Origin of the sequence: Subtercola boreus (genome assembly GCF_003399635.1) — a bacterium.
GTDB classification, from domain to species: Bacteria; Actinomycetota; Actinomycetes; order Actinomycetales; family Microbacteriaceae; genus Subtercola; species Subtercola boreus_B.
The window spans coordinates 43,062-62,896 of record NZ_NBXB01000042.1; the positions used below are offsets into that span (position 1 = coordinate 43,062).

At 67.2% G+C, this 19,835-nt stretch carries 25 protein-coding genes; 10 read left to right on the forward strand and 15 right to left on the reverse strand.

The window, feature by feature from the left end; all coding sequences use genetic code 11:
• Positions 1–2: 2 nt before the first annotated feature.
• From B7R22_RS16050 to B7R22_RS16060, 3 genes are read right to left on the reverse strand one after another with little or no spacing between them, the layout of a single operon-like run.
• Positions 3–797 carry an SDR family NAD(P)-dependent oxidoreductase gene (locus tag B7R22_RS16050; RefSeq protein WP_116412706.1) on the reverse strand — a complete coding sequence of 265 codons (795 nt, stop codon included), beginning with the start codon at positions 795–797 and terminating at the stop codon, positions 3–5.
• Positions 798–2,174 carry an FAD-binding oxidoreductase gene (locus B7R22_RS16055; protein ID WP_116412707.1) on the reverse strand — a complete coding sequence of 459 codons (1,377 nt, stop codon included), beginning with the start codon at positions 2,172–2,174 and terminating at the stop codon, positions 798–800. It abuts the gene before it with no gap.
• A complete protein-coding gene (locus tag B7R22_RS16060; protein ID WP_116412708.1) occupies positions 2,171–2,587 on the reverse strand; it encodes a GtrA family protein in 417 nt (138 codons plus the stop codon). Before B7R22_RS16060 ends, B7R22_RS16055 begins: the two co-directional genes overlap by 4 nt.
• 178 nt (positions 2,588–2,765) lie before the next feature.
• Between B7R22_RS16060 and B7R22_RS16065 the strand changes: the two genes are divergently transcribed.
• Positions 2,766–3,656, forward strand: a complete 891-nt coding sequence (locus tag B7R22_RS16065; RefSeq protein WP_116412709.1) for a decaprenyl-phosphate phosphoribosyltransferase — start codon at positions 2,766–2,768, stop codon at positions 3,654–3,656.
• Positions 3,657–3,710: 54 nt separating this feature from the next.
• On the opposite strand, the gene B7R22_RS16070 is transcribed toward B7R22_RS16065, so the two are convergent.
• From B7R22_RS16070 to B7R22_RS16105, 8 genes are all read right to left on the reverse strand, one after another.
• Positions 3,711–4,238 carry a phosphatase PAP2 family protein gene (locus B7R22_RS16070; protein ID WP_216363496.1) on the reverse strand — a complete coding sequence of 176 codons (528 nt, stop codon included), beginning with the start codon at positions 4,236–4,238 and terminating at the stop codon, positions 3,711–3,713.
• 22 nt (positions 4,239–4,260) lie between these two features.
• Positions 4,261–5,277, reverse strand: coding sequence for a GGDEF domain-containing protein (locus B7R22_RS16075; RefSeq protein ID WP_172582483.1), 1,017 nt, complete (start codon positions 5,275–5,277; stop codon positions 4,261–4,263).
• On the reverse strand, positions 5,274–6,494 hold the full coding sequence (locus B7R22_RS16080; RefSeq protein ID WP_147305423.1) for a sensor domain-containing phosphodiesterase: 1,221 nt from the start codon (positions 6,492–6,494) through the stop codon (positions 5,274–5,276). The genes B7R22_RS16075 and B7R22_RS16080 overlap by 4 nt, the downstream gene beginning before the upstream one ends.
• 11 nt (positions 6,495–6,505) lie before the next feature.
• Positions 6,506–7,678 (reverse strand): right-handed parallel beta-helix repeat-containing protein, encoded by a 1,173-nt coding sequence (locus B7R22_RS20135; RefSeq protein WP_116412712.1) that lies wholly within the window; start codon positions 7,676–7,678, stop codon positions 6,506–6,508.
• A gap of 70 nt (positions 7,679–7,748) precedes the next feature.
• Positions 7,749–8,801 carry a GGDEF domain-containing protein gene (locus B7R22_RS16090; protein ID WP_116412713.1) on the reverse strand — a complete coding sequence of 351 codons (1,053 nt, stop codon included), beginning with the start codon at positions 8,799–8,801 and terminating at the stop codon, positions 7,749–7,751.
• A complete protein-coding gene (locus tag B7R22_RS16095) occupies positions 8,801–8,995 on the reverse strand; it encodes a hypothetical protein (RefSeq protein ID WP_116412714.1) in 195 nt (64 codons plus the stop codon). Before B7R22_RS16095 ends, B7R22_RS16090 begins: the two co-directional genes overlap by 1 nt.
• A gap of 142 nt (positions 8,996–9,137) precedes the next feature.
• Positions 9,138–9,539 carry a hypothetical protein gene (locus B7R22_RS16100; RefSeq protein WP_116412715.1) on the reverse strand — a complete coding sequence of 134 codons (402 nt, stop codon included), beginning with the start codon at positions 9,537–9,539 and terminating at the stop codon, positions 9,138–9,140.
• Between the two features lie 49 nt (positions 9,540–9,588).
• A complete protein-coding gene (locus tag B7R22_RS16105) occupies positions 9,589–9,927 on the reverse strand; it encodes a DMT family transporter (RefSeq protein ID WP_116412716.1) in 339 nt (112 codons plus the stop codon).
• 110 nt (positions 9,928–10,037) lie between these two features.
• Between B7R22_RS16105 and B7R22_RS16110 the strand changes: the two genes are divergently transcribed.
• Positions 10,038–10,646: a hypothetical protein gene (locus tag B7R22_RS16110; RefSeq protein WP_116412812.1), complete on the forward strand. Its 609-nt coding sequence runs from the start codon at positions 10,038–10,040 to the stop codon at positions 10,644–10,646.
• Here the strand turns inward: B7R22_RS16110 and B7R22_RS19935 are convergent.
• Entirely contained in the window at positions 10,625–10,900 is a 276-nt protein-coding gene (locus B7R22_RS19935) for a hypothetical protein (RefSeq protein ID WP_253259130.1), read from the reverse strand. The genes B7R22_RS16110 and B7R22_RS19935 overlap by 22 nt on opposite strands.
• A 23-nt stretch (positions 10,901–10,923) precedes the next feature.
• Here B7R22_RS19935 and B7R22_RS19940 point away from each other — a divergent pair, with 23 nt between their 5' ends.
• The 4 genes from B7R22_RS19940 (at position 10,924) to B7R22_RS16130 (ending at position 14,720) form a co-directional block, all read left to right on the forward strand.
• On the forward strand, positions 10,924–11,358 hold the full coding sequence (locus tag B7R22_RS19940; protein ID WP_253259131.1) for a hypothetical protein: 435 nt from the start codon (positions 10,924–10,926) through the stop codon (positions 11,356–11,358).
• A gap of 116 nt (positions 11,359–11,474) precedes the next feature.
• Entirely contained in the window at positions 11,475–12,767 is a 1,293-nt protein-coding gene (locus tag B7R22_RS16120) for an MFS transporter (RefSeq protein ID WP_116412717.1), read from the forward strand.
• Positions 12,768–12,798: 31 nt separating this feature from the next.
• Positions 12,799–13,398, forward strand: coding sequence for an RNA polymerase sigma factor (locus B7R22_RS16125; RefSeq protein ID WP_253259132.1), 600 nt, complete (start codon positions 12,799–12,801; stop codon positions 13,396–13,398).
• Entirely contained in the window at positions 13,386–14,720 is a 1,335-nt protein-coding gene (locus tag B7R22_RS16130) for a hypothetical protein (protein WP_116412719.1), read from the forward strand. The genes B7R22_RS16125 and B7R22_RS16130 overlap by 13 nt, the downstream gene beginning before the upstream one ends.
• Positions 14,721–14,757: 37 nt before the next feature.
• Here B7R22_RS16130 and B7R22_RS16135 read toward each other — a convergent pair whose 3' ends face one another.
• A complete protein-coding gene (locus B7R22_RS16135) occupies positions 14,758–15,396 on the reverse strand; it encodes a TrmH family RNA methyltransferase (RefSeq protein WP_116412720.1) in 639 nt (212 codons plus the stop codon).
• 127 nt (positions 15,397–15,523) lie between these two features.
• On the opposite strand from B7R22_RS16135, the gene B7R22_RS16140 reads away from it, so the two are divergent.
• Together B7R22_RS16140 and B7R22_RS16145 are read left to right on the forward strand one after the other, a co-directional pair.
• Positions 15,524–16,864 (forward strand): Nramp family divalent metal transporter, encoded by a 1,341-nt coding sequence (locus B7R22_RS16140; RefSeq protein ID WP_116412721.1) that lies wholly within the window; start codon positions 15,524–15,526, stop codon positions 16,862–16,864.
• A gap of 88 nt (positions 16,865–16,952) precedes the next feature.
• Positions 16,953–17,267: a DUF7882 family protein gene (locus B7R22_RS16145; RefSeq protein WP_253259133.1), complete on the forward strand. Its 315-nt coding sequence runs from the start codon at positions 16,953–16,955 to the stop codon at positions 17,265–17,267.
• Between the two features lie 66 nt (positions 17,268–17,333).
• Here the strand turns inward: B7R22_RS16145 and B7R22_RS16150 are convergent, their stop codons facing one another.
• Positions 17,334–17,690, reverse strand: coding sequence for a hypothetical protein (locus tag B7R22_RS16150; RefSeq protein ID WP_116412722.1), 357 nt, complete (start codon positions 17,688–17,690; stop codon positions 17,334–17,336).
• 81 nt (positions 17,691–17,771) lie between these two features.
• Entirely contained in the window at positions 17,772–18,452 is a 681-nt protein-coding gene (locus B7R22_RS16155; protein WP_116412723.1) for a metal-dependent transcriptional regulator, read from the reverse strand.
• Between the two features lie 93 nt (positions 18,453–18,545).
• Between B7R22_RS16155 and B7R22_RS16160 the strand changes: the two genes are divergently transcribed.
• Complete coding sequence (locus B7R22_RS16160; RefSeq protein WP_147305424.1) at positions 18,546–18,869, forward strand: hypothetical protein; 324 nt, start codon at positions 18,546–18,548, stop codon at positions 18,867–18,869.
• A gap of 54 nt (positions 18,870–18,923) precedes the next feature.
• Complete coding sequence (ypfJ, locus tag B7R22_RS16165; RefSeq protein WP_116412814.1) at positions 18,924–19,796, forward strand: KPN_02809 family neutral zinc metallopeptidase; 873 nt, start codon at positions 18,924–18,926, stop codon at positions 19,794–19,796.
• Positions 19,797–19,835: the final 39 nt, after the last annotated feature.

Consider the following 19,835-nt stretch of genomic DNA (forward strand, 5'->3'; position numbering starts at 1 on the left):
CGTCAGAAATCGAGTCTGTTGAACACGACCCGGGGAATCAGCCGCACGACCGTCATGATGAGCTGCCACTTCGCCGGGGCGTAGACCACTGGCCGGCCGGCGTTCACCCCCGCCACGATCTCCGCGGCGACAGCCGACACCGGGGCCAGACCCTTCTGGGGCAGGCCGGCCGTCATGGGCGTCGCCGTCGGGCCGGGCTTAACCAGCACCACCCGAAGCGGCGAGCCAGCGGTGCGGTGCTGCAGGCCTTCCGCCATCCGCTCGATGAGCCCCTTCGAGGCGCCGTAGATGTAGTTCTTTCTGCGCCCACGGTCGCCCGCGACCGACCCGAGCACGGCGACGGTGCCGGCGGTCATCGTGTCTGCCGAGGCCTCCAGCCAGAGTGAGGGTGAGACACCCGTGACCTGCAGCACCGCGGCGGCCTTCGCGAGGTCGGCCTGCGACTCGGCCTGCTCCGTCATCGAGCCGTGAGCGATGAGCACCGTGAGCCCCGCCCCGGCCGCCGCTCCCGCAGTTCCCGGGCCCGCAAACCCGGCGACCGCGTCACCGATGGCGCCGACGTCGAGCAGGTCAATCGACGAGGTGCTGATCTCCGCCGCCGGGAAGCGCACCCGGAGGTCGGTGGCGACCCGGTCGAGCCCCGCATGGTCGCGCCCGATCAGCAGGACCGAGGATGCCCCACCCTCCAGCCACAGTCGCGTGCAGTTCGAGGCTATCGCCGAGGTCGCGCCGATCACGACGACATCGGTCGGCCACGTCGACGGCTTCGATCCGGGGCGGGAGGGCAATGCGGGCATTCAGCTTCCTAACAGTCGACGGGACATCTCCGAGCTGATGCCCGGATCGCGGTACTCGGTGAATTCGGCGAGGCGGGGGTAGCCCGCCTCGAACAGGGCGACGGGCATCCGGGCATCCTTGGCCAGGTAGAGTCGCCCACCGTGCTCGGTGACGACCGCGTCGAGCGACGAGAGCAGCGCCAGGGTCGATGCACCCAGGTTCGGGAAGTCGATCGTCAGGTTCACCCCGGGCCGCGCGAAGCTCAGCATGCCGATGGGCTCCCGGTCGCCGAGCGTCTTCAGCACACCGAGGAACGACCCCTGGCCGGAGCGGGCGACGATGGCCAGGATCTGCCGCACGCTCTCGAGCCCCGTCGCCCGGGGCAGAACGCACTGGTACTGGTAGAAGCCGCGCGGTCCGTAGGCCCTGTTCCACTCCTCGACGGCGTCGAGCGGGTAGAAGAAGGGTTTGTAGTGCACGACCTTCGAACCGGCACGCGTTCTCTTCAGGCGATAGTAGGCCCGGTTGAGAAGCGGCAGCGTCAGGCTGTTGACGAGCGAGAGCGGCGGCACGACGGGAAAGGTGATCCCGCCCTTCGCCGCTCCGAGCGAGGTGGCCGACGGCGGCACCTCCCTGTGCGGGGAGGGAACGGGGTTCGCCCGGGACAGGATGCCGCGGCGACCGCCCCCGGTCGTGATGTCGATCCACGACACCACGTGTTCGAACGACTGCTCCGACGAATCCGAGAGCTCGAAGAACTCGGGGAGCGACTGGTACGGGATGTCCTCGGCGAGCAGCCACGGCCCCGGAACCCGCTTCAGCCGGATGGAGGCCTGGACGATGAGGCCTGTCAGCCCGAGGCCGCCGCAGGTCGCCTCGAACCAGCCCCGGCTCTCTGGCTCGTCGCCCGGGCCGCACACGATGACCTCGCCGTCGGTGCGCACCAGGGTGATCGAGACCACGTGGTCGGCGAAGGTGCCCATGGTGGCGTGGTTCTTGCCGTGCACATCATTGGCGATGGCGCCGGCCACCGTCACGATCTCTGTGCCGGGCGTGACGGCGAGCATCCAGCCCTGCCTGCTGAAGGTCGCCTGGATGTCCCGCAGCAGCACTCCGGGCTCGACGGTCAGGATGCCCGTGGCGTCGTCGAAGGCCAGCAGGCGGTTCATCGAGCGGGTGTCCCACAGGGTGCCGCCGGCGTTCAGCGCGACATCGCCGTAGCTGCGCTCCATGCCGCGTGCGATGCCCGGGGCGCTCGCCTGCAGGATGGCGGGGGCGGCATCCGCCGAGGTGATCGGAACGACGGAGTGCTCGGCGTCGCTGAGACGCCCCCACGACGAGACCCTGCTCGACGGGACACTGCTTGACGAGACCCTGCTCGACGAGACCTGGCTCACAGCGACTCCGTTCCGGCACGGTCGGCCCTGAAGGTGATGTTCTTGTCGAGGTAGTACTTGATGACGTAACCGATCGCGAGGCCGATCACCGCTCCGGTGTATTTCGCCGCGTCAGTACCGAACACCAGCAGCGCGCCGAATTCGAAACCCCAGAAGATCAACGTCGTGATCCCGCTCATGACCGTGTAGAGGCCGAGGGTGCGGGCCTGGTGTTTCATGCTCTTCACTTCGAACCGGAAGATGAATCGCTTGTCGAGAAGGTACTTCGTCACGACTCCGACACCCGTGCCGACGATCACGCTCGCGACCAGAGCGAACGGGCCGGTGTAGAGCGCTTGCGTCACGAACTGGGAACCGAGGTTCGTGACCGTGGAGATCGCGGCGAAGAGCACATAGAGCAACCCAGTTCTCACGGAATGGTTAACCTTTTCGGGGGAATCAATAGCTCTAGTATGAGTCATATGGCCCCTGTCGTGGGGGTGGGGTCCAAGTCTGCCATGGTCGGCTCCGCCCCCACGAGCCATCCCGGCGGCGAGCCGGTGGAATGGGGGAACAACAGTGACAGTCGTACAGGTCGGGTCGACATCCAGGATGCCAGCCTTTCTCCGGGCCATGCGCCCCAAGCAGTGGCTGAAGAACGTGCTGCTCGCCGTCGCCCCCCTTTCCGCCGGCGTGCTGCTCGAGCCGGGTGTGATCGTGGAGGTGCTGCTGGCGATCGTCGCCTTCAGCCTCACGTCGTCGGGCGGCTACATGCTGAACGACCTGCTGGACATCGAGTCCGACCGCCTCCACCCGAAAAAGCGGTTCCGACCGATTCCGTCGGGAGAGTTTCCTGTCCGCGCCGCCTGGCCGACGGCCCTCGTCCTGCTGGTGGTTCCGAGCGCGGTCGCCATCGTCGCCGGTCATGTGCTCTTCGGGGCAGTGCTGCTGACCTACGTCGTCATCCAGGTCTCGTACTGCATCTGGCTGAAGCACCAGCCCGTGATCGACATCATCGTCGTCGCCAGCGGCTTCGTGCTCCGGGCGATCGCCGGCGCGGCCGTGGTGGGAATCCCCGTCACCCAGTGGTTCCTCCTGGTGATCTCCTCGGGTTCGCTGTTCATGGTCGCGGGCAAGCGGTACTCCGAGAAGGTGGGCAGCGCCGGCCAGGAAGAGCTGCACACCCGGAAGACGCTGGATCTGTACAGCCTCGGCTATCTCCGCTTCGTCTGGACGGTCGCTGCGACGCTCACCATGCTCTCGTACGCGATGTGGGCGTTCGACCTGAACGGAGGCACTTCCATCGGCTCGATCGCCTCGATCGTCCCGTTCGGGGTCGCCCTGCTCCTCTATGCCTTCGACATCGAGAAGGGTGACGCGAGCGCGCCGGAAGAGGTGGTGCTGAAAGACGTGCGGCTGTTCGTCTGCGGCATGATCTGGGCCGGCCTCTTCCTGGTGTCTGTGCTCGCCCGCCTGTACGGCTGGGAGCTGCCGACCCTCTGAGACCGGGCGGCTAGGCCGGGCGGCCTCACCCGACCTGTCTCAGCCCGATGGCCCTCAGCCGACCGGCAGCGACGTGATGATCAGCGCCGCAGGAACGCCCACCAGAAGCCCGAGGGCGAACCCGGCCAGCACATCCGTGACGAAGTGCATGCCGAGAAGCACTCTGCTCGCGCCCATGAGCACGACGAGAACCAGGGCAACCGGCCAGAGCACAGGAACCAGAGCGGTGTAGACCACGGCCGCGGCCATGGTCGATGCCGCGTGCGAACTCGGAAAGCTGAGCTTGCTCGGCGCGCTCGCGTAGACGGTCACCGAGGCGTCGCTGCCGGGGCGGGGCCGCCTGACGACCCGCTTGACGGCGATGGACAGGCCATGTGCCAGCACGACGGCCACGACCCCGCCCAACCAGGCCTGCCAGCGTGCGGAGTCGACGACCGCGCCGACCAGCCCGACAAGGATCCATCCCGCCGCATGCTCACCGATCAGACTGAGCGCGCGGCCCAGAGGCACCAGCGCCCGCGCTGCCGGCAGACGTTGCACGCCCACGATGAACAGGGTCTCCCTGCTGCGAAGCGACGTCACGCGCGAATCCGATCGCGATCCATCAGAGGATCCGGATCAGGTTGCGGCCGGTCGCCTTGGCCTCGTAGAGCGCACGGTCGGCGTGCCGCATCAACTCGTCGAGCCTGCCGATCACCTCGCCAGACCGACCGACGCGGATCGTTGCCGCACCTCCCACACTCGCCGTCATCTTCGGCGTGAGGGGGAGGCCCTCCACGGCGGCCCGCACCCGTTCGGCGATGAAGCTCAGGTCCTCCTCGGCGGAGATGACGGTGAAGATGCAGAATTCGTCGCCGCCGATGCGCACGCAGACGTCGCTCTCGCGGGTCGTGTCCACCAGGGCACGAGCAACACCCTTCAGCACAACGTCTCCCGCCTCATGACCGAGCGTGTCGTTGACCGCCTTGAAGTGGTCGAGATCGATCAGGAGACACCCCACGCGCTGGCCGGTTCTCTCGGCCAGCGCGATCATGATCGGAATGTTGACCTCCATGCTCCGCCGGTTCGCCAGCCCCGTCAGAGAGTCGGTGAGCGAGAGGGCGATGGCTTCGTCCCGGGCGGCCTGGAGTGATTGGCGGAGAACGAGCACGACGAGCGAGCTGATCGTCATAAGGGCCAGGAAGATGATCGCCGCCACGATGGGGATGGAGGAGCGCAGCAGGATGATGAGCAGACCGAGAACGGTGCACCCGATCGAGATGCCTGCCGCGACCCTGATCTTCAGGAAGGCGGCTGCCGCCACGGCAGTTCCAAGGAAGACGAAGGCGGTCAGCACACCGATGGCGGAAGGCTGGATGCTGAGACCGATGACGGTCGTGAGCAGCGTCGTCGCGATGACCACCCGCGTCGTGAAGCGCGTCGTCACCCACGTGGTCACCCTCGCATAGACGGTGATACCGAGCCCGGCCGCGACTCCGGCGAACGTGACCCACCTGGCCCAACCGGGGTTGAAGTCGGCCGTTGCCGACAGGACCGCCAGGAACAGGGCCCCCGGCAGGAAGATGAACTGCAGGGAGAGCGCGCGCACCTCGCGCACACTCCTGTTCGCGAAGATCCTCACAGCCGCACCGCCAGAGCGAGGGCTCCCCGCGTGACGAGCTCCCGATCGTGCGTGAGGATGTACTCGAACAGTCCCGGCCCATCGGGATGGCTCACCTCGCGGGCCGTCAGCATCGCGGAGTAGGTGCCGCTGAGCACGATCATCGACCATTCCGCGCGGAGCGGATCCGAGGCGGCGAAGGCACGCACCTCGAGCCGGTCGATGCCGTCCAGCGCCGGCAGCGTTCCGAACCGGTCCTGCAGGAAGACGGCCACCAGGCTGGAACGGCTGGCGAGCGTCGTGTAGCGGGCACGCAGGTCGTCGCCGAAGTCCGCATCGTCCCGGAACGTCGACAGCACGACCATCGAAGAGTCGCCGTCGAGGGCACGGGCCTCCAGCAGCATGCTCGTCTGCACGAGCAGCGGCCGGGTCGACGTCATCGGGGTTCTGAACTGTGCGGCGATCGAGAACGGCGTGGCCGCCGGTCGCGTCTCCGCGACATGCGCGCGCACCTGCACCCCGGGGGGAGAGGCATTGGGCGCGAGATCGCTCGGTCGCCCGAACAGGTACCCCTGCCCGAGCGTCGCACCGAGCGCGAGCGCCTGGCTGACGTGCTGCTCGGTCTCGACACCCTCTGCGACCACCACAGCGCCGAACTCCTCCTGGTAGGTGCTGACGGCGTCCATGATCCGCGCCGTGTGCCTGCTGGGCTGATTCTGCAGCAGGCTCATGTCCAGTTTGATGACGTCCGGACGCACGAGAGGGAGCACGGCGAGCGACGCCGGGTTGCTCCCGACGTCATCCATCGCGATCTTCAGCCCGGAGGCCCGTAGGCGCGAGACCGACCTCAGGAGCATCCCGAGATCGTCCAGCAGGTCGCGCTCGGTGATCTCCACCACGACGACCAGGCTGATCGGCAGGAGATCGGCGAAGAGGTCGAGCGCCTGCGCCTCCACATTCACGAACAGCGAGAGCGGCTCGACGATGCCCGCGCGGTGCCCCGCCCGCAGGGACTCCGCCACGCAGGCCTGGTCGAGCGCTGACGTCAGCCCAACCTCGCTCGCCACCCGGAACAGGGTGTCGGGCATCTCCGCCGACGACCCCGCCGGCCCTCTGCTCAGGGCCTCGTACGCGACGACTCTTCGCGTCTCCAGATCGACGATCGGCTGGAAGACGGTGTGGAGATCACCTTCTCGGATGATGCGGCGGACTTCGGCAACCGTTCCGGTCTCGGTCACGATGGACTCTCTCACGTCCTGATGACGGCGTTGTCTGCGTGGTTGCCCACGACCTCGGTGTCGGAGCAGGTGATGAACCGACAGGGCTGTACGGCCATATGGCCCTCTTTCCACTGGTTGCCCACGGCGGCGATGGCCCGGGCGAAGGTTGCTTCGATGACGTAGGTCCAGCCGGCCCCGTCATCGTCGCAGGCGAAGGTGTTGCCGGTGACAGAGAAGCCCTCGGTGCGTGCCGCGCTCGACACCCCCGCGATTGTGATCGCCGGATAGGTGTTCTGGGCGAGTTTTCCCCCGTTGGAGAACGTGTTGCCGACGATCTGGATCTGGGGTTTGTCGGAGCCGAGCCACGGCGGCATCGTGTAGACGATGGACTGCTTGCGCGACCCCTCGAGGATGTTGTTGGAGACCAGAATGCGCTTGTTGCCGCGGAACTCGATGTTGTAGGTCGGCGAACCGTCGAGGTGATTGCCGAGGATCCGCACGGGCCCACCCTCGATCGAGAGGTCGGCGTAGCTCGCGCCGATGTTGTTGTTGAGGATCCAGGAATCGTAGAACCGGTAACCGGTGTGGATGCCTGTACCGGTGTTCTGCTGGATGTTGCAGCGGTCGATCACGTTCAGCAGGCCACCCTGGTCGGCGAATGTGCCGTCGTTCAGCAGCATGCCGTAGCCGTTCCAGTTCAGCAGCAGCAGTCTCTCGAAGTGGGTCTTGTCGAAATGCCCGGAGACACAGGCCCCGCCGAGTCCGCCCGAATCGAGCACCAGATTGACGAAGGTGCAGATGTACCAGAGCCCCGTGAAGAGGGGGGCATCCGTCGACGCGCGGATCGTCGCGATCTGGGAACCTGCCCCCTCCAACCGGATGCTCGTGAACCCCGCCGCCGTGTCCCCGATGGAACCCGAGACCAGGTAGACACCGACCGGGAACCACACGGTTCCGCCGCCGGCACCACTCGCAGCCGACATCGCCGCCTGGATGGCCGGCAGATCATCCTGCACCCCGTCACCCGCGGCCCCGAAGTCGCGCACGTTGAACACCAGGCCGCCGGGCGTCGCCGCGGCGGGGGCGACATCCGCTGGTACCCGCGGGCCCGACAACGCCGAGGGCAGCGCAACGCCGGACGCGGCACCCGCGAAGAGCGCCCGCCGGGTCAGTTCTGCAGCGAAGATGATCTCAGCGACCACAGTGCACCCCCCGATACGAGCCCGCAGGTGTCCTGCAGGCGTTTCACGCCTTGACGGTCAGCGTACATGTTCATGTCAGGTTCCCCCGAGTCGCGATGCGGATGGTGTCCCTGCCGGCGCGTTTCGCCTCGTAGAGCAGCCGATCGGCTTCCGCGAACAGGGCGTCCAGCTCGGTCATCGTGCCCGCGCGTCCGGCTGCGCCGCCGATGCTCACAGTCACCCTCGGCAGTATCTCCCCCGAGGCCCGCTCGGTCATGCTCGAGCGCAGTCGGGCCGTCAGGCGCCCGGCGAGCTGGTCGAGCTCTAAGGCATCCGCGACCGGGGAGAACACCGCGAACTCCTCCCCGCCCGTGCGGACGACCAGGCTCGGGCTCCGCACCTCACGGCTCAGGGTGTGGGCGGTGTTGATCAACACGAGGTCGCCGGTCTGGTGCCCGTAGGTGTCATTGACGTGCTTGAAGTGGTCGAGATCGAGCACGAGGCAGCCGAGCAACTGGCCGAGAGCGTCGGCACGGGCATCCAGAGCCGGAACAGCGGACTCCATCCCCCGTCGGTTGAGCACACCGGTGAGGGAGTCGGTGCCGGCCTGGGTCAGGGCGTTGTCACGCGCGAGCTCCAGGAACAGACGCAGTTTGACGATGAGGTATCCCCCGCTGACGACGAGACCGATGTAGATCAGCACCACCGCAAGCGGGATCGTGCTCCGCGTCACGGCGACGAACACGGCCAGCGCCGTACCGAGAGCGCCGAGGATCGCGCCGGCGCGGTAGGTGTCGAGCGTGATCGCCGACAGGGTGAGGGCGAGCAGCGAGAACGACGTGATCACGGCCAGGTCGGCCTGGGAGACCGACACCGACAGAGTCGCGATCGTCAGCATGGCGGCGCCGATCAGGATGCGGCCCGGAACATGGGACTCGATGACCCGCCTGCGTACCAGCGCTGCGACAAGGGCCGCCACCACCGCCACACCGGCCAGCCCCACGTTGACCCACTGGGGTTGGACGTCCACGAAGACGGCCAAGATCGCGTAGCGCACAGCCGTTTCGATGGCCAGCACCTGGATGACCCGGGTTCTGAAGTCCAGTTCGAGGGCCTGGGTCCTGCCGCTCCGCCCGCCGCTCATCAGGCGACGCCTTGGGATCCGAACTTTCCCTCGATCTGTTCGGCCAGCTCCTCCTCGGCGATGACGCCCCAGTCGATGTCATGCGCGTGATCAACGCTGACGTCGAGAGTGTGGCGGACCCCTTTCCGCGTCAGGGGCAACGAGGTCGTCGCCGGCTCGACACACTGATCGACGGTGCAGTGAGCCTCTGCCACAACCGTATCCCCCCGCGAATCCCTGTCTGCCCTCGTTCGTAGGACAATGTGGGTAGCATATTACAGGCTTCCTCCCTTCGGGTGATGGCTATCGACATCACGCACTGACTCTACTGATTCCGTTGCACTTTTCGTGGTGCGTTCAGCGGAGACGCGAGGCACTGCCGTCGGAAGTGACCACGTACACCTCGATCCTCAGGTCGACGACCGCCTGGGCGAGCCAGGCGGTATCGGCGAAGAAGCGGCTCACCGGCTCGCTCACGCAGAGCGCGATACGGGCTCCCACGAACAGGGTCGAGCGGAGCCACACGAGCTTGAGGGCATCCGCCATCGCCCTGTTGCGCTGCCCGGACTTCACCGCCCCGCCCGACGTGACGCACTGCACGAGCAGGCGGTTGCCCGGGTCGACGCCGTCGACCTCGACCCGGACACCACCCGGCAGAGCGACGAGGCGCGGCAGAAGGGGTGTCGCGAGGTGCGCGGCCAGCGCATCCAGCAGGGCGGCTGACGCGTCGGGGGCAGCAGCGCTGGCGGCTTCGGTCATCCGCTGACTCTAGGTGCTCCGTGTTACGGCGCGATTACCGCGGGAGGCTTCAGCGCTTCACTCCCAGCTCGAGCAGCAGCACCCCGCCCACGACGAGCACGATGCCGATCAGCTGCACCACCGTGAGGAACTCCCTGAACACGATCCAGCTGATGAGGGTCACGAGCAAGATGCCGACGCCGCCCCACACCGCGTAGGCGATGCCGAGCGGCACCCCGCGCGTCAGCGTGAAGCTCAGCATCACGAACGACAGGAGGTAACCAACCACCACGATGATGTAGGCCCACCAGCGGTTCGCGAACGTGACACCCTCACCCGAAGTGAACTTCAAGAACGTTGTCGCGACGACTTCGCTGGCGATCGCCAGAGCGAGAAACAGGTACCCCACACGCGCCAGCCTAGGGCAGCCGCGCCTCCCACAATTCGGGAATGATGTTTACATGTTATTCTGTATTCGCGATTACAGAAATTGCTGCAGTATGGCAGAAGGTGCTGTTCATGAAGGGCAACGAACTCGTATGGCGGAGCCTCGCAGATCACGCGATCCTGGGGGACCGTTCGTGGAAGAACGTCGGAGACCTGGCCTACGATGCAGGCGTGCCCGCCAGCACAGCGTATCTGGCTCTCGAACGTCTGGAGAACATCGGTGCCATTGACCGGTACAGCCGCGGCGGGCTGTCCGTCATCAGCATCGACAAGGTGCTGACCATGCTCTGTGCGTGGCGGAATCTGGCCCGGGATACGCTCACCATGACCACACGCGAGGCCATCCTTCCTCTCCTGAACTCACAAAGCGGCCCCTACGCTCTCGGTGGCCCAGACGCTGCGATGTCGTTCCTCACGGACCACACTGTCGCAGATTTCCATGAACACATCGTCTATGTGCCCGAATCGGCGGCTCTGCTCGAGCTGCCAGCTGGCGAAGACGTTCGCGTGCTGTCGATGGACAAACGCGCGATGAAACTCTGGAAGGGATACTCCAGCTTTGCGCAGACATACGCCGACCTCTTCGCCACCCCCGGTTGGCAGGCATCGGAATTCAGAAGCGCTCTTCGCGACAGCTTCATGCACGGTCGCGAATGGGATCAGTCGGATGGCTTCCAATGACGGTCCTCGGAGCGAATGACGAGGGGAAGCTGCGCGCCCTGCTCGATTCGCTCGGGTACGACCTGGAGCCATCGATCCTCATCGGCGGTTGGGCAACGAACGCTCGCGTGGGAGGTGAGATCAGTCACGACATCGATCCCATCATCACCGAGCAGAGTCTTCGGCAGCGCCTCCCGCAGCGCCCAGACGGGTACAGCGAGAACCAACTGCACAGTGGTGGCAGGAAGGCGCGGGGAAATGCCGACGGCGTGCATGTTGACGCCTACTTGCCGACGGCGTGCATGTTGACGCCTACTTTCCGTACGAGTCGAAACTCGGCACGAAACTCCTCCTCGATGTCGGCATCCTGACGCAATACGTCGACCCCGATCTCACGGTGGAAGGCTGGCTCATGCTGACTCTCGACGCTCACATCGCGACGAAGATCGCTGCCCTCATCGATCGGTACGCCACCGAGAAGGGCCGAAAGGATGCCCGAGAACTCGTTGCACTCATCGACACCGGCGGAAACGCGAAGAGGGTGATCGAGGTCATCACGGCGTCATCCGGTGGGCCCAGAGAGGACATCGTGGGCTACATCCGAACGATGTTCGAACTGCTGCCGAGACTTGCAGATCTCAATCAGAAAGGTCGCCGTCGATACGCAGACATGGCCCGTGCGTGGATCGAGGAAGCCACCCTGCAGACCGAGGTCCTCCTGTCAGACGATTGACGTCGCAACCCGGCTTGTCCTTCCTGGTCGATGGAGGCCGTGCTGGCCGAGCCGTCACAAACTGAACCAGAGGATGAGGGGACGTAACCTAGGGCAGCCGCGCCTAGGCTGAAGGCGTGGCAGGAGACGAGAGGGCGAAGAATCCGCCCGCTCCCGACCCGGCGTGGCGTGGCCACGAGAAGGGCAGCCCCGCCTACCGTCGACTGCTCGTGGCCCTGTTCTTCGCCGGGATCGCCACCTTCGCCCAGCTCTACTCGCCCCAGGCCGCCCTGCCCGAGATCGCATCGGAACTCCGGATCGGCGCGGCCTCCGCCGCGCTCGTGGTCTCCGCGTCGACGATCGGCCTCGCGATCGGGGTCATCCCGTGGTCGGTCGTGGCCGACCGGATCGGGCGCCTCCGTTCGATGTCGATCGCCGTGGTCGCCGCGTCGGTACTCGGCCTGCTCGTTCCCTTCGCTCCGACGTTCGAGGTGATGCTGGCCGGGCGGTTCCTGGAGGGCGTGATGGTGGGTGGCGTTCCCTCGATCGCCATCGCGTATCTCAGCGAAGAAGTCCTCAGAGGCCATGCCGCCCGGGCCGCCGGAACGTATGTCGCGGGCACCACCATCGGCGGTCTGCTCGGGCGGCTCGTAGCCGGACCTCTTGCCGAACTGACCACCTGGCGCATCGGCGTGTTCACCGTGGCCGCACTCTGCACCGTCGCAGCTGTGGTCTTCATCCGGCTCGCGCCGGAGCCCCAGGGATTCGTGCCGAGGGCCGAGCGGAGGCCCGGCACCGACCTTTCTCTCGCCCGGCGGTTGGCTGCCAACCTGCGCTCCCCCCGCCAACTGGTGCTCTACGCCCAGGCCTTCCTGCTGATGGGTGGCTTCGTGGCGCTCTACAACTACCTCGGCTTCCGCCTGGCGGTGGCGCCGTTCTGGCTCCCACCCGCGCTCGTCAGCCTGGTCTTCATCGCCTACCTCGCGGGCACCTGGTCATCGGCCCAGGCCGGCGCACTCGCAAGTCGCATCGGACGCCGCCCCGTGCTGCTCGGATCCATCGCCCTCATGATCGCCGGTGTCGTCCTGACCCTGTCGTCGCTGCTCGTACTCGTGCTCGCCGGTCTGGTCGTGGCGACCGCAGGGTTCTTCGGGGCGCACTCGACCGCCTCGGGCTGGACCGCCGCCGAAGCCACGGTCGGCCGGGCCCAGGCGTCGTCCCTCTACAACCTCTTCTACTACGCAGGGTCGAGCTTCTTCGGCTGGCTCGGCGGCCTCCTTTTCGACGCCGCGGGCTGGTCTGCCACGGCGGGCCTGATCGGCTCCCTCGCCCTCGTGGCGGCGGCCCTCGCGCTCTTCGGCCTCCGCGGAGCCGACCCGGCACTCCGCCGGCCGACAGCCCGGACCACGCCTGTCGACACCACTCCGTGAACCCACTGCCCGCCAGCGTGCAATACCCAGCGTGAGCACCGACAGCGACATCATCCTCAGATCCCGGGCGAGCCCGGCACTCTTCGGGCAGCTCTACGAGAGGCACGCCCGAACGATCCACCGGTACGCCGCCCGCCGGGCGGGTGAGAACGTCGCCGACGACATCATGTCCGAGACCTTCCTCGTGGCGTTCGACCGTCGTGAGCGATTCGATCCGGCGTGGGCCGACGCCCGTCCCTGGCTCTTCGGCATCGCGACGACCCTCCTGAAGGCGCACCGCCGAGTCGAAGCCCGAACCTGGAACGCCCTCATCGCTGCGGGGCTCAACGAAATCAGCACGGCGAGCGCATCCGAGCAACCGGCCGACCGATCGAACGCCCTGATGGATGCCCAGCTCGCCGTGCGCTCCCTGGCCCCCGCCCTCCAGGCGATGCGCGACGACGATCGCGACGCCCTGCTGCTCTACGCGTGGGCCGACCTCGACTACGCCGGCGTCGCCGTTGCGATGGGAATCCCCGTCGGCACGGTTCGCTCGCGTCTGAACCGCGCCCGGCGGATCCTGCAGGCCGCCGCCGCCACCGAACCTCCCCACCCCACGCCGCGAACAGGATCGACCTCATGGACCAGCTGACCGCACTCCGCGCCCTCGGTGCCTCGGCGCCGGATCCGAGCGCGTCCGCCGTCGCACGCGGGCGGGTGCTCCTCGAGCAGCGCATTGCAGAATCGTCCGCCGCCGCAGAGAGCGACGCTCCGGCCACTGTCCGCTCCCGGCGACGGGCCACCCCGGGACATCCGGTGCGACGCGCCTTCCTCGCCCTCGGCGGTGTCGTGGCCGCCGTCGCCGTTGTCGCCCTCGTGCTGGCCAATGCCCTCGGGATCGGAGCCTGGCAGCAGAACGGCATCAGCGCGCCGACCACCGGCACGGCCACCCCTGTGCCTCCGCTCGTCTTCACGCTGCCCGACTCCTGCGCGTCGCTTGTCGACCCGAGCATCATTGCCGAGTGGTCCGCTCGGTACGGCGACGCCCCCCTCAGCAACGAGATGGGTGCGCCGCTCGACAGCCCGAACCGGCCACCAGGCCGGTCGTGCTCGTACGGCTCGACCGACACTGGGTTCCCCTCGTTCACGGTCGCTGTCGATGTCTTCTCGGCCGACAATCCGCGTTCTACGAGGGAGGCCGACCTCCAGAGCCAGGGACGAGTGCCCTCGACAAGCTCCGACGGAGCCGCCCTCTACTCCAGTGGCACTCCCGACAGCGACGGCACGGTGGCCCGCGTCGACCTCATCACCGACGACGCAGACATCGCCGTGTATTCGACTGGGATCTCGGCAGCCGACGGGCCTGGCCTCGTGCCGGTTCTGGCCGACTGGCTGCCCCGCATCACCGCGCGGTTGGAGGTTCCCGCAGACGGCAGCCCGAACCCGGCACCTCCGACGAGTGCACGCCTTCCCGTGAGCAGTGCGGTCCCGTCCGGAGGGCCTGGCGTCTTCACTCTCCCCCAGACCTGCGCCGAGGTCGTCGGATCGAACATCCTGCCGGGGTGGTCTCCCCGGTTCGGCGAGGCCACCCCGCTCTCCGCCGGGGCCAGGGCAGACGCCGGCTACTCCGTACCCGGTACCGACGAGACCGGCCTGCACTGCGGATACGGCTCGAATGTCAACGGCCGTCTGCTCACGATCATCGTCGGAACGATCGATTCGGCACCCGGCGGCCGCGCACGGGCCGAGGAACAGCAGCGGCTGCTGGAAACCGCGGAGATGCCCCTCGGCAATGGCACCCTCTTCGCTGAGAAGCTCGGCCTGGATCCGGCGACGGCGACGCTGACGCTCATCACCGACAGCGCGATCATCACCGTCGGCGCGCGGGGCACCGCACAAGGCGGCGTGGAAGTGCTGCCCTACCTCAGGGCCTTCCTCGATGACATCAGTGCGCGCACCGGCGCGAACCCTTGAGTGGCGCCGGTGCGCCGGGCCCGTGGCGCGTGGATGCTCAGCCGAAGCTGACGTGCTGCAGCACCCACGCGTGCATGGCCACGGCCGCTGCAGCTGACGCGTTCATCGAGCGGGTCGAACCGAACTGGCTGATCTCGACGATGGATGCCGCGGAGGCGACGGCCTCGGGCGAGAGCCCCGGCCCCTCCTGCCCGAACAGCAGCACGCAACGTTCGGGAAAGACGAAGGTCTCGATGATGACACTTCCGGGCACATTGTCGATCGCGATGATCGGGACGGCATCCGCTGCCGCCCACGCCGTGAAGTCGGCCACCGTGTCGTGGTGCTGGATGTGCTGGTAGCGGTCGGTCACCATGGCACCTCGACGGTTCCAGCGCTTGCGGCCGATCACATGCACGGTGTCGGCGCCGAACGCATTGGCACTCCGCACGATCGATCCAATGTTCATATCGTGCTGCCAGTTCTCGATGGCGACGTGGAAGGGGTGCCGATGCTCATCGAGGTCGGAGACGATCGCAGCCATCGACCAGTAGCGGTAACGGTCGATGACGTTCCGGGAGTCTCCGCGTTCGAGGAGTTCGGGGTCGTAGTGGTCGTCCGTCGGCCGTTCGCCCTGCCACGGGCCGACGCCGTTGGTGGTGAGCTCGACCGAGGGGTTGCTGGCTGCGTCTGGCACCCGACAACGCTACCGCGTCCGGCCTTCGTCGCAATTGTTAGACGCACCAAACAATAGGGCAGAACTGCGCTAACATAGCGTAATGACTGCGACGAAGGCGCGCGGCGGCCCGCCCGCCTCCAGCCCCATGCCCCGAAGCCGTGCTCCCCGGCTGGTGTTCCTGCTGGGCCCGGCCTTCGTCGCCGCGATCGCGTATGTCGACCCCGGCAACGTCGCCGCCAACCTCACCGCCGGCGCGCGTTACGGCTACCTCCTGGTGTGGGTGCTCGTCGTGGCGAACGGCATGGCCATGCTCATCCAGTACCAGTCCGCGAAGCTCGGCATCGTCACCGGCCGGAGCCTCCCGGAGCTGCTCGGCGAACGGATGCGCACCCGCAGTCGGCGAGCGTTCTGGGTGCAGGCGGAGCTCGTCGCCGCAGCCACCGACCTCGCCGAGGTGATCGGCGGCGCGATCGCGCTGCAGCTGCTCTTCGGGCTGCCGCTGCTGCTCGGCGGAGTCATCGTGGGAGTGATCTCGATGATCATCCTGAGCGTGCAGTCCCGCCGCGGCCAGCGCCCGTTCGAGACGGTCATCGTGACCCTGCTCGCCATCATCGCGGTCGGCTTCCTCGCCGGGCTCGTCGTGAGCCCCGTCTCGCTCGGCGGCATCGCAGGCGGGCTCGTGCCCCGGTTCGAGGGCGGTGATACGGTGCTGCTGGCGGCCGGGATGCTCGGGGCCACGGTGATGCCGCATGCGATCTACCTGCACTCCTCTCTTTCCCGAGACCGGCACGGGTCGTCGCTGGCCGGACACGCGACCGCGCATGTCGTCGCAGACCGCCCTGCCCGTCTCCCCCGTCCCGCGGCCGGCCGCCTCACCCGCGATGGGCTCATCCGCACCGAGTTCGTGCCGACGCCCGGCCACACCGCGGGCATCCGGCGCCTGCTCCACGCGACCCGCTGGGATGTGGTCGTCGCCCTGCTGCTGGCCGGAGCCGTCAACATCTCGATGCTGCTCATCGCGGCCGCGAACCTCGGCGGCGTCGACGGCACCGACACCATCGAAGGGGCGCACGCCGCCATCGCGGCATCCCTCGGCCCCGTCATCGGAGTGATCTTCGCGATCGGGCTGCTCGCATCCGGCCTCGCCTCGACGTCGGTCGGCTCCTACGCCGGTGCGACCATCATGTCGGGCCTGCTGCACATCCGCATCCCGCTGCTGCTGAGGCGCGTCATCACGATGATCCCCGCCCTGATCATCCTCGGCATCGGGGTGAACCCGACCTGGGCGCTGGTGCTGTCGCAGGTCTTCCTGAGCCTCGGGATCCCCTTCGCCCTCGTGCCCCTCTTCCGCCTCACGGGCGACCGGATGCTCATGGGGCCGTTTGCCGACCGCCTCCCCCTGCGCATCCTCTGCTGGCTCGTCGCGACACTGATCGTCGTGTTGAACGTAGCGCTCATCGTTCTGACGATAACCGGCGCGGGCTGAGGTATTCTGGGCTGAGTTCAAGAATCTTCGCCCGGACCTGCGGAGTATCCACCCACGTCTGGCGCGTGACTGCTGCAAGGGAACCGCATTGGGCACACTCATCTACGGGCCGGCCGCCAAGCCGATCACCATCGAAGACCGCGATCTCGCGCACCTGCAGGCTGTGATTCTGGCCAAGCTCCGCCGAGGTGAGAGCTTCTCGTTCAGCTGGGAGCGCTCGAACGACTTCGGCAGTGGCCACAACACCCTCTGGCTGCATCCGCAGATGCACATCGAGTTCACGTACTTCGGGTCGAAGCGCATCCCGCTGAACAGGGAATGGGTGGATCGGCTGATGAACCGGGCCAACAGCACGGGCGGGCTCGAGTTGATTCCGGAGACGGCGCCTGTGGCCGGGCGCTGAGCCCCGCTGGCCCTCAATTGCGCTGGCATTGGACCGCGCCGGCCCCAGCCACTCTGACGAGGCCCGTCAGTCCAGTTCCGCGTCGTGCTCCAGCGGTTCCAGGTACCGGTCGGAGGCAGAGATCGGGCCGTTTCCTTCACCCAGTTCGGCGATCTTGTTCTTCAGCGACTCGACGAGAGCGAAGTCGTCGATGTCGACCTCGTCGGCGACATCATCGGTCACTCCCGGGATCGCCGTGCAGTACAGCTGCGTCGTCGGCCCGAGCAGCAGGTTCGAGAAACCCCGGCGTCCGTCGGCGAGCACGGGAACGGTGATGCGGTCGGTGACCCCTGCGTTGGCAAGCGCGACGGTGTAGTCGAAGACTGCGGCGCAGACATCGAAGCTGACCGTGACGACACCGGATCCGTAGTGGAGTTCCCTCATCCCACCAGTGAACCACTGTTGGGCGGTGTGTTCGCACTTTTGCTGGGTCGGATGTCGCAGAAGGGCCTTCCGCCCCGTGGATCAGACGCCCGCGCGCGTGACCCAGACCGCATCGGATGCCCGCTGGCCGAGCTCCACAGGCTCGCCTGTCGCACCGAGCCGCACGGCCACATCCCCCGCGAACGTGCGGTGTTCGTCGACGGTCAGCGTGACATCCAGAAGCACCCCCTTCTCGGCCACGTACCGCAGCAGGGCCGGGTCGGCGTCGGAGATGCGCGAGACGACGAGCGGATGCCCGGGCTCGGCGTCGCTCAGGCGCACCGCGTCGGGCCGGCGGGGGTGCCCGTCTGCCGTGGGGATCGGATCGCCGTGCGGATCCCGCGCGGGGAAACCCAGCTGGCGGTCGATGCGGTCGATGAGGAGGTCGGAGACGGCGTGTTCGAGCACCTCTGCTTCGTCATGCACCTCGTCCCAGGAGTATCCGAGCATCTCGACCAGGAAGGTCTCGACGAGCCGGTGCCGGCGCACCATGCCGATCGCGACGGCGCGGCCCGCCTCGGTGAGTTCGATGCTGCCGTACGGCTCGTGCGCGACCATTCCGAGACCCGCGAGCTTGCGGATGCCATCGGAGACCGTTGCCGCGCTCACACCTGTGCGCTCAGCGAGCTGCTTCACCGTGACGGGTTCCGGCTCCCACTCCGACGCAGCCCAGATGACCTTGAGATAGTCCTCGGCGGCAGTGGTGAGAGAAGGCACGGACATACCCGAATTCTACCGAAGCGTCCCTGGAGCCCACATCCCGGCTGTGAAATCAAGTCCCTCCGGGCAGATAGTTAGCGTTACTAAACTTCTTCTGTGCCTCACTTAGAAACCGCCGGCGCTGACGCCGGTGACCGATCCTCCCTCCTGAAAGCCGTCGAAACCACAGCCCGACCTGCGACCGTGATCGCGCCGGTCGGCCCTGAATACACCCGCACGGTCCACCACAGTGGAAACCGGTTCTTCGCTACGGCGGAGATGGCAGAGATCTTCTCCGCGCAGGCCGAACGAACCGTGCAGAGCGGGCAGACCGAGCTGATCCCGCTCCTGCACAGCAGCGGAGTCGAGTTGCTGCTGGTGTCGCCCCAGACAGTCTTCGCCGTCGTGACCATCGAAGTGGGCCGCCCGAAAGTGCTCTGAGCACAGGCGCGCAAGGGTGTGCATCCGTATGCGCACCTCAACTACCGTCGTCACATGACGTTCAACGAAAACTCCAAGCTCGACACGAGCCGGGTCTCGAAGCGGGGCAAGACCGGGATCGCACTCGGCGGTGGTGGCGCCGTCGTCGTGATCGGGCTCTTCCTGCTCTCGCAGGTGCTCGGGGTCGACCTGACAGGCTTGGCCGGCGGGGCCACATCGCAGGGATCCTCCAGCGCAGAGGCCCTCGACTGCCAGACCGGCGCCGACGCCAATGCCCGTGTGGACTGCCTGATGGTGGGCGCATCCAACTCGCTCGATGCGTACTGGAAGGCCGAGGCCCCCCAGCTCGGCGTCAGTTACCAGTCCCCCGCAGAGTTCGTGCTGTTCGACGGGGGCGTCGGTACCGGATGCGGACAGGCGACGAGCGCGACAGGACCGTTCTACTGCCCCGCAGACCAGAGGGTCTATGTCGACACGTCGTTCTTCGACGAGCTCCGAACCCGATTCGGGGCCACCGGCGGCACACTCAGCGAGATGTACGTGGTCGCGCACGAGTGGGGACACCACATCCAGCAGCTCGAAGGCACCTTCGCGGGCACCGACCGAAGCGCCACGGGCGCGAGCTCCGACTCGGTACGCACCGAGTTGCAGGCCGACTGCTACGCGGGCGCCTGGGCCGCCTCTGCGTCGCAGACCACGGACGAGAACGGCGTCGCGTTCATCCAACCGATCACCCAGGCGCAGATCGCGGATGCCCTCAATGCGGCCGCCGCGATCGGCGACGACCGGATCCAGCAGCAGTCGACAGGCTCCGTGCACCCGGAGAGCTTCACCCACGGGTCGGGCGACCAGCGCGAACGCTGGTTCACGAACGGGTACAGCGGCGGGGCCGGGAGCTGCGACACGTTCGCTGCGGGTGCGCTGTAGGCGCACAGGCGGCTGAGGGGCGACCCGCAGTACCCTAGT

Bases quoted from the DNA above. Each gene is read 5' to 3' on its own strand.
- B7R22_RS16150 (WP_116412722.1), bottom strand. From the start codon at position 17,690: ATGAGGGAACTCCACTACGGATCCGGTGTCGTCACGGTCAGCTTCGAT.
- B7R22_RS16100 (WP_116412715.1), bottom strand. From the start codon at position 9,539: ATGACCGAAGCCGCCAGCGCTGCTGCCCCCGACGCGTCAGCCGCCCTG.
- B7R22_RS16065 (WP_116412709.1), top strand. From the start codon at position 2,766: ATGCCAGCCTTTCTCCGGGCCATGCGCCCCAAGCAGTGGCTGAAGAAC.
- B7R22_RS16140 (WP_116412721.1), top strand. From the start codon at position 15,524: ATGCCCCGAAGCCGTGCTCCCCGGCTGGTGTTCCTGCTGGGCCCGGCC.
- B7R22_RS16110 (WP_116412812.1), top strand. From the start codon at position 10,038: ATGAAGGGCAACGAACTCGTATGGCGGAGCCTCGCAGATCACGCGATC.
- B7R22_RS19935 (WP_253259130.1), bottom strand. From the start codon at position 10,900: ATGCACGCCGTCGGCATTTCCCCGCGCCTTCCTGCCACCACTGTGCAG.
- ypfJ (WP_116412814.1), top strand. From the start codon at position 18,924: ATGACGTTCAACGAAAACTCCAAGCTCGACACGAGCCGGGTCTCGAAG.
- B7R22_RS16090 (WP_116412713.1), bottom strand. From the start codon at position 8,801: ATGAGCGGCGGGCGGAGCGGCAGGACCCAGGCCCTCGAACTGGACTTC.
- B7R22_RS16130 (WP_116412719.1), top strand. From the start codon at position 13,386: ATGGACCAGCTGACCGCACTCCGCGCCCTCGGTGCCTCGGCGCCGGAT.
- B7R22_RS16050 (WP_116412706.1), bottom strand. From the start codon at position 797: ATGCCCGCATTGCCCTCCCGCCCCGGATCGAAGCCGTCGACGTGGCCG.
- B7R22_RS16155 (WP_116412723.1), bottom strand. From the start codon at position 18,452: ATGTCCGTGCCTTCTCTCACCACTGCCGCCGAGGACTATCTCAAGGTC.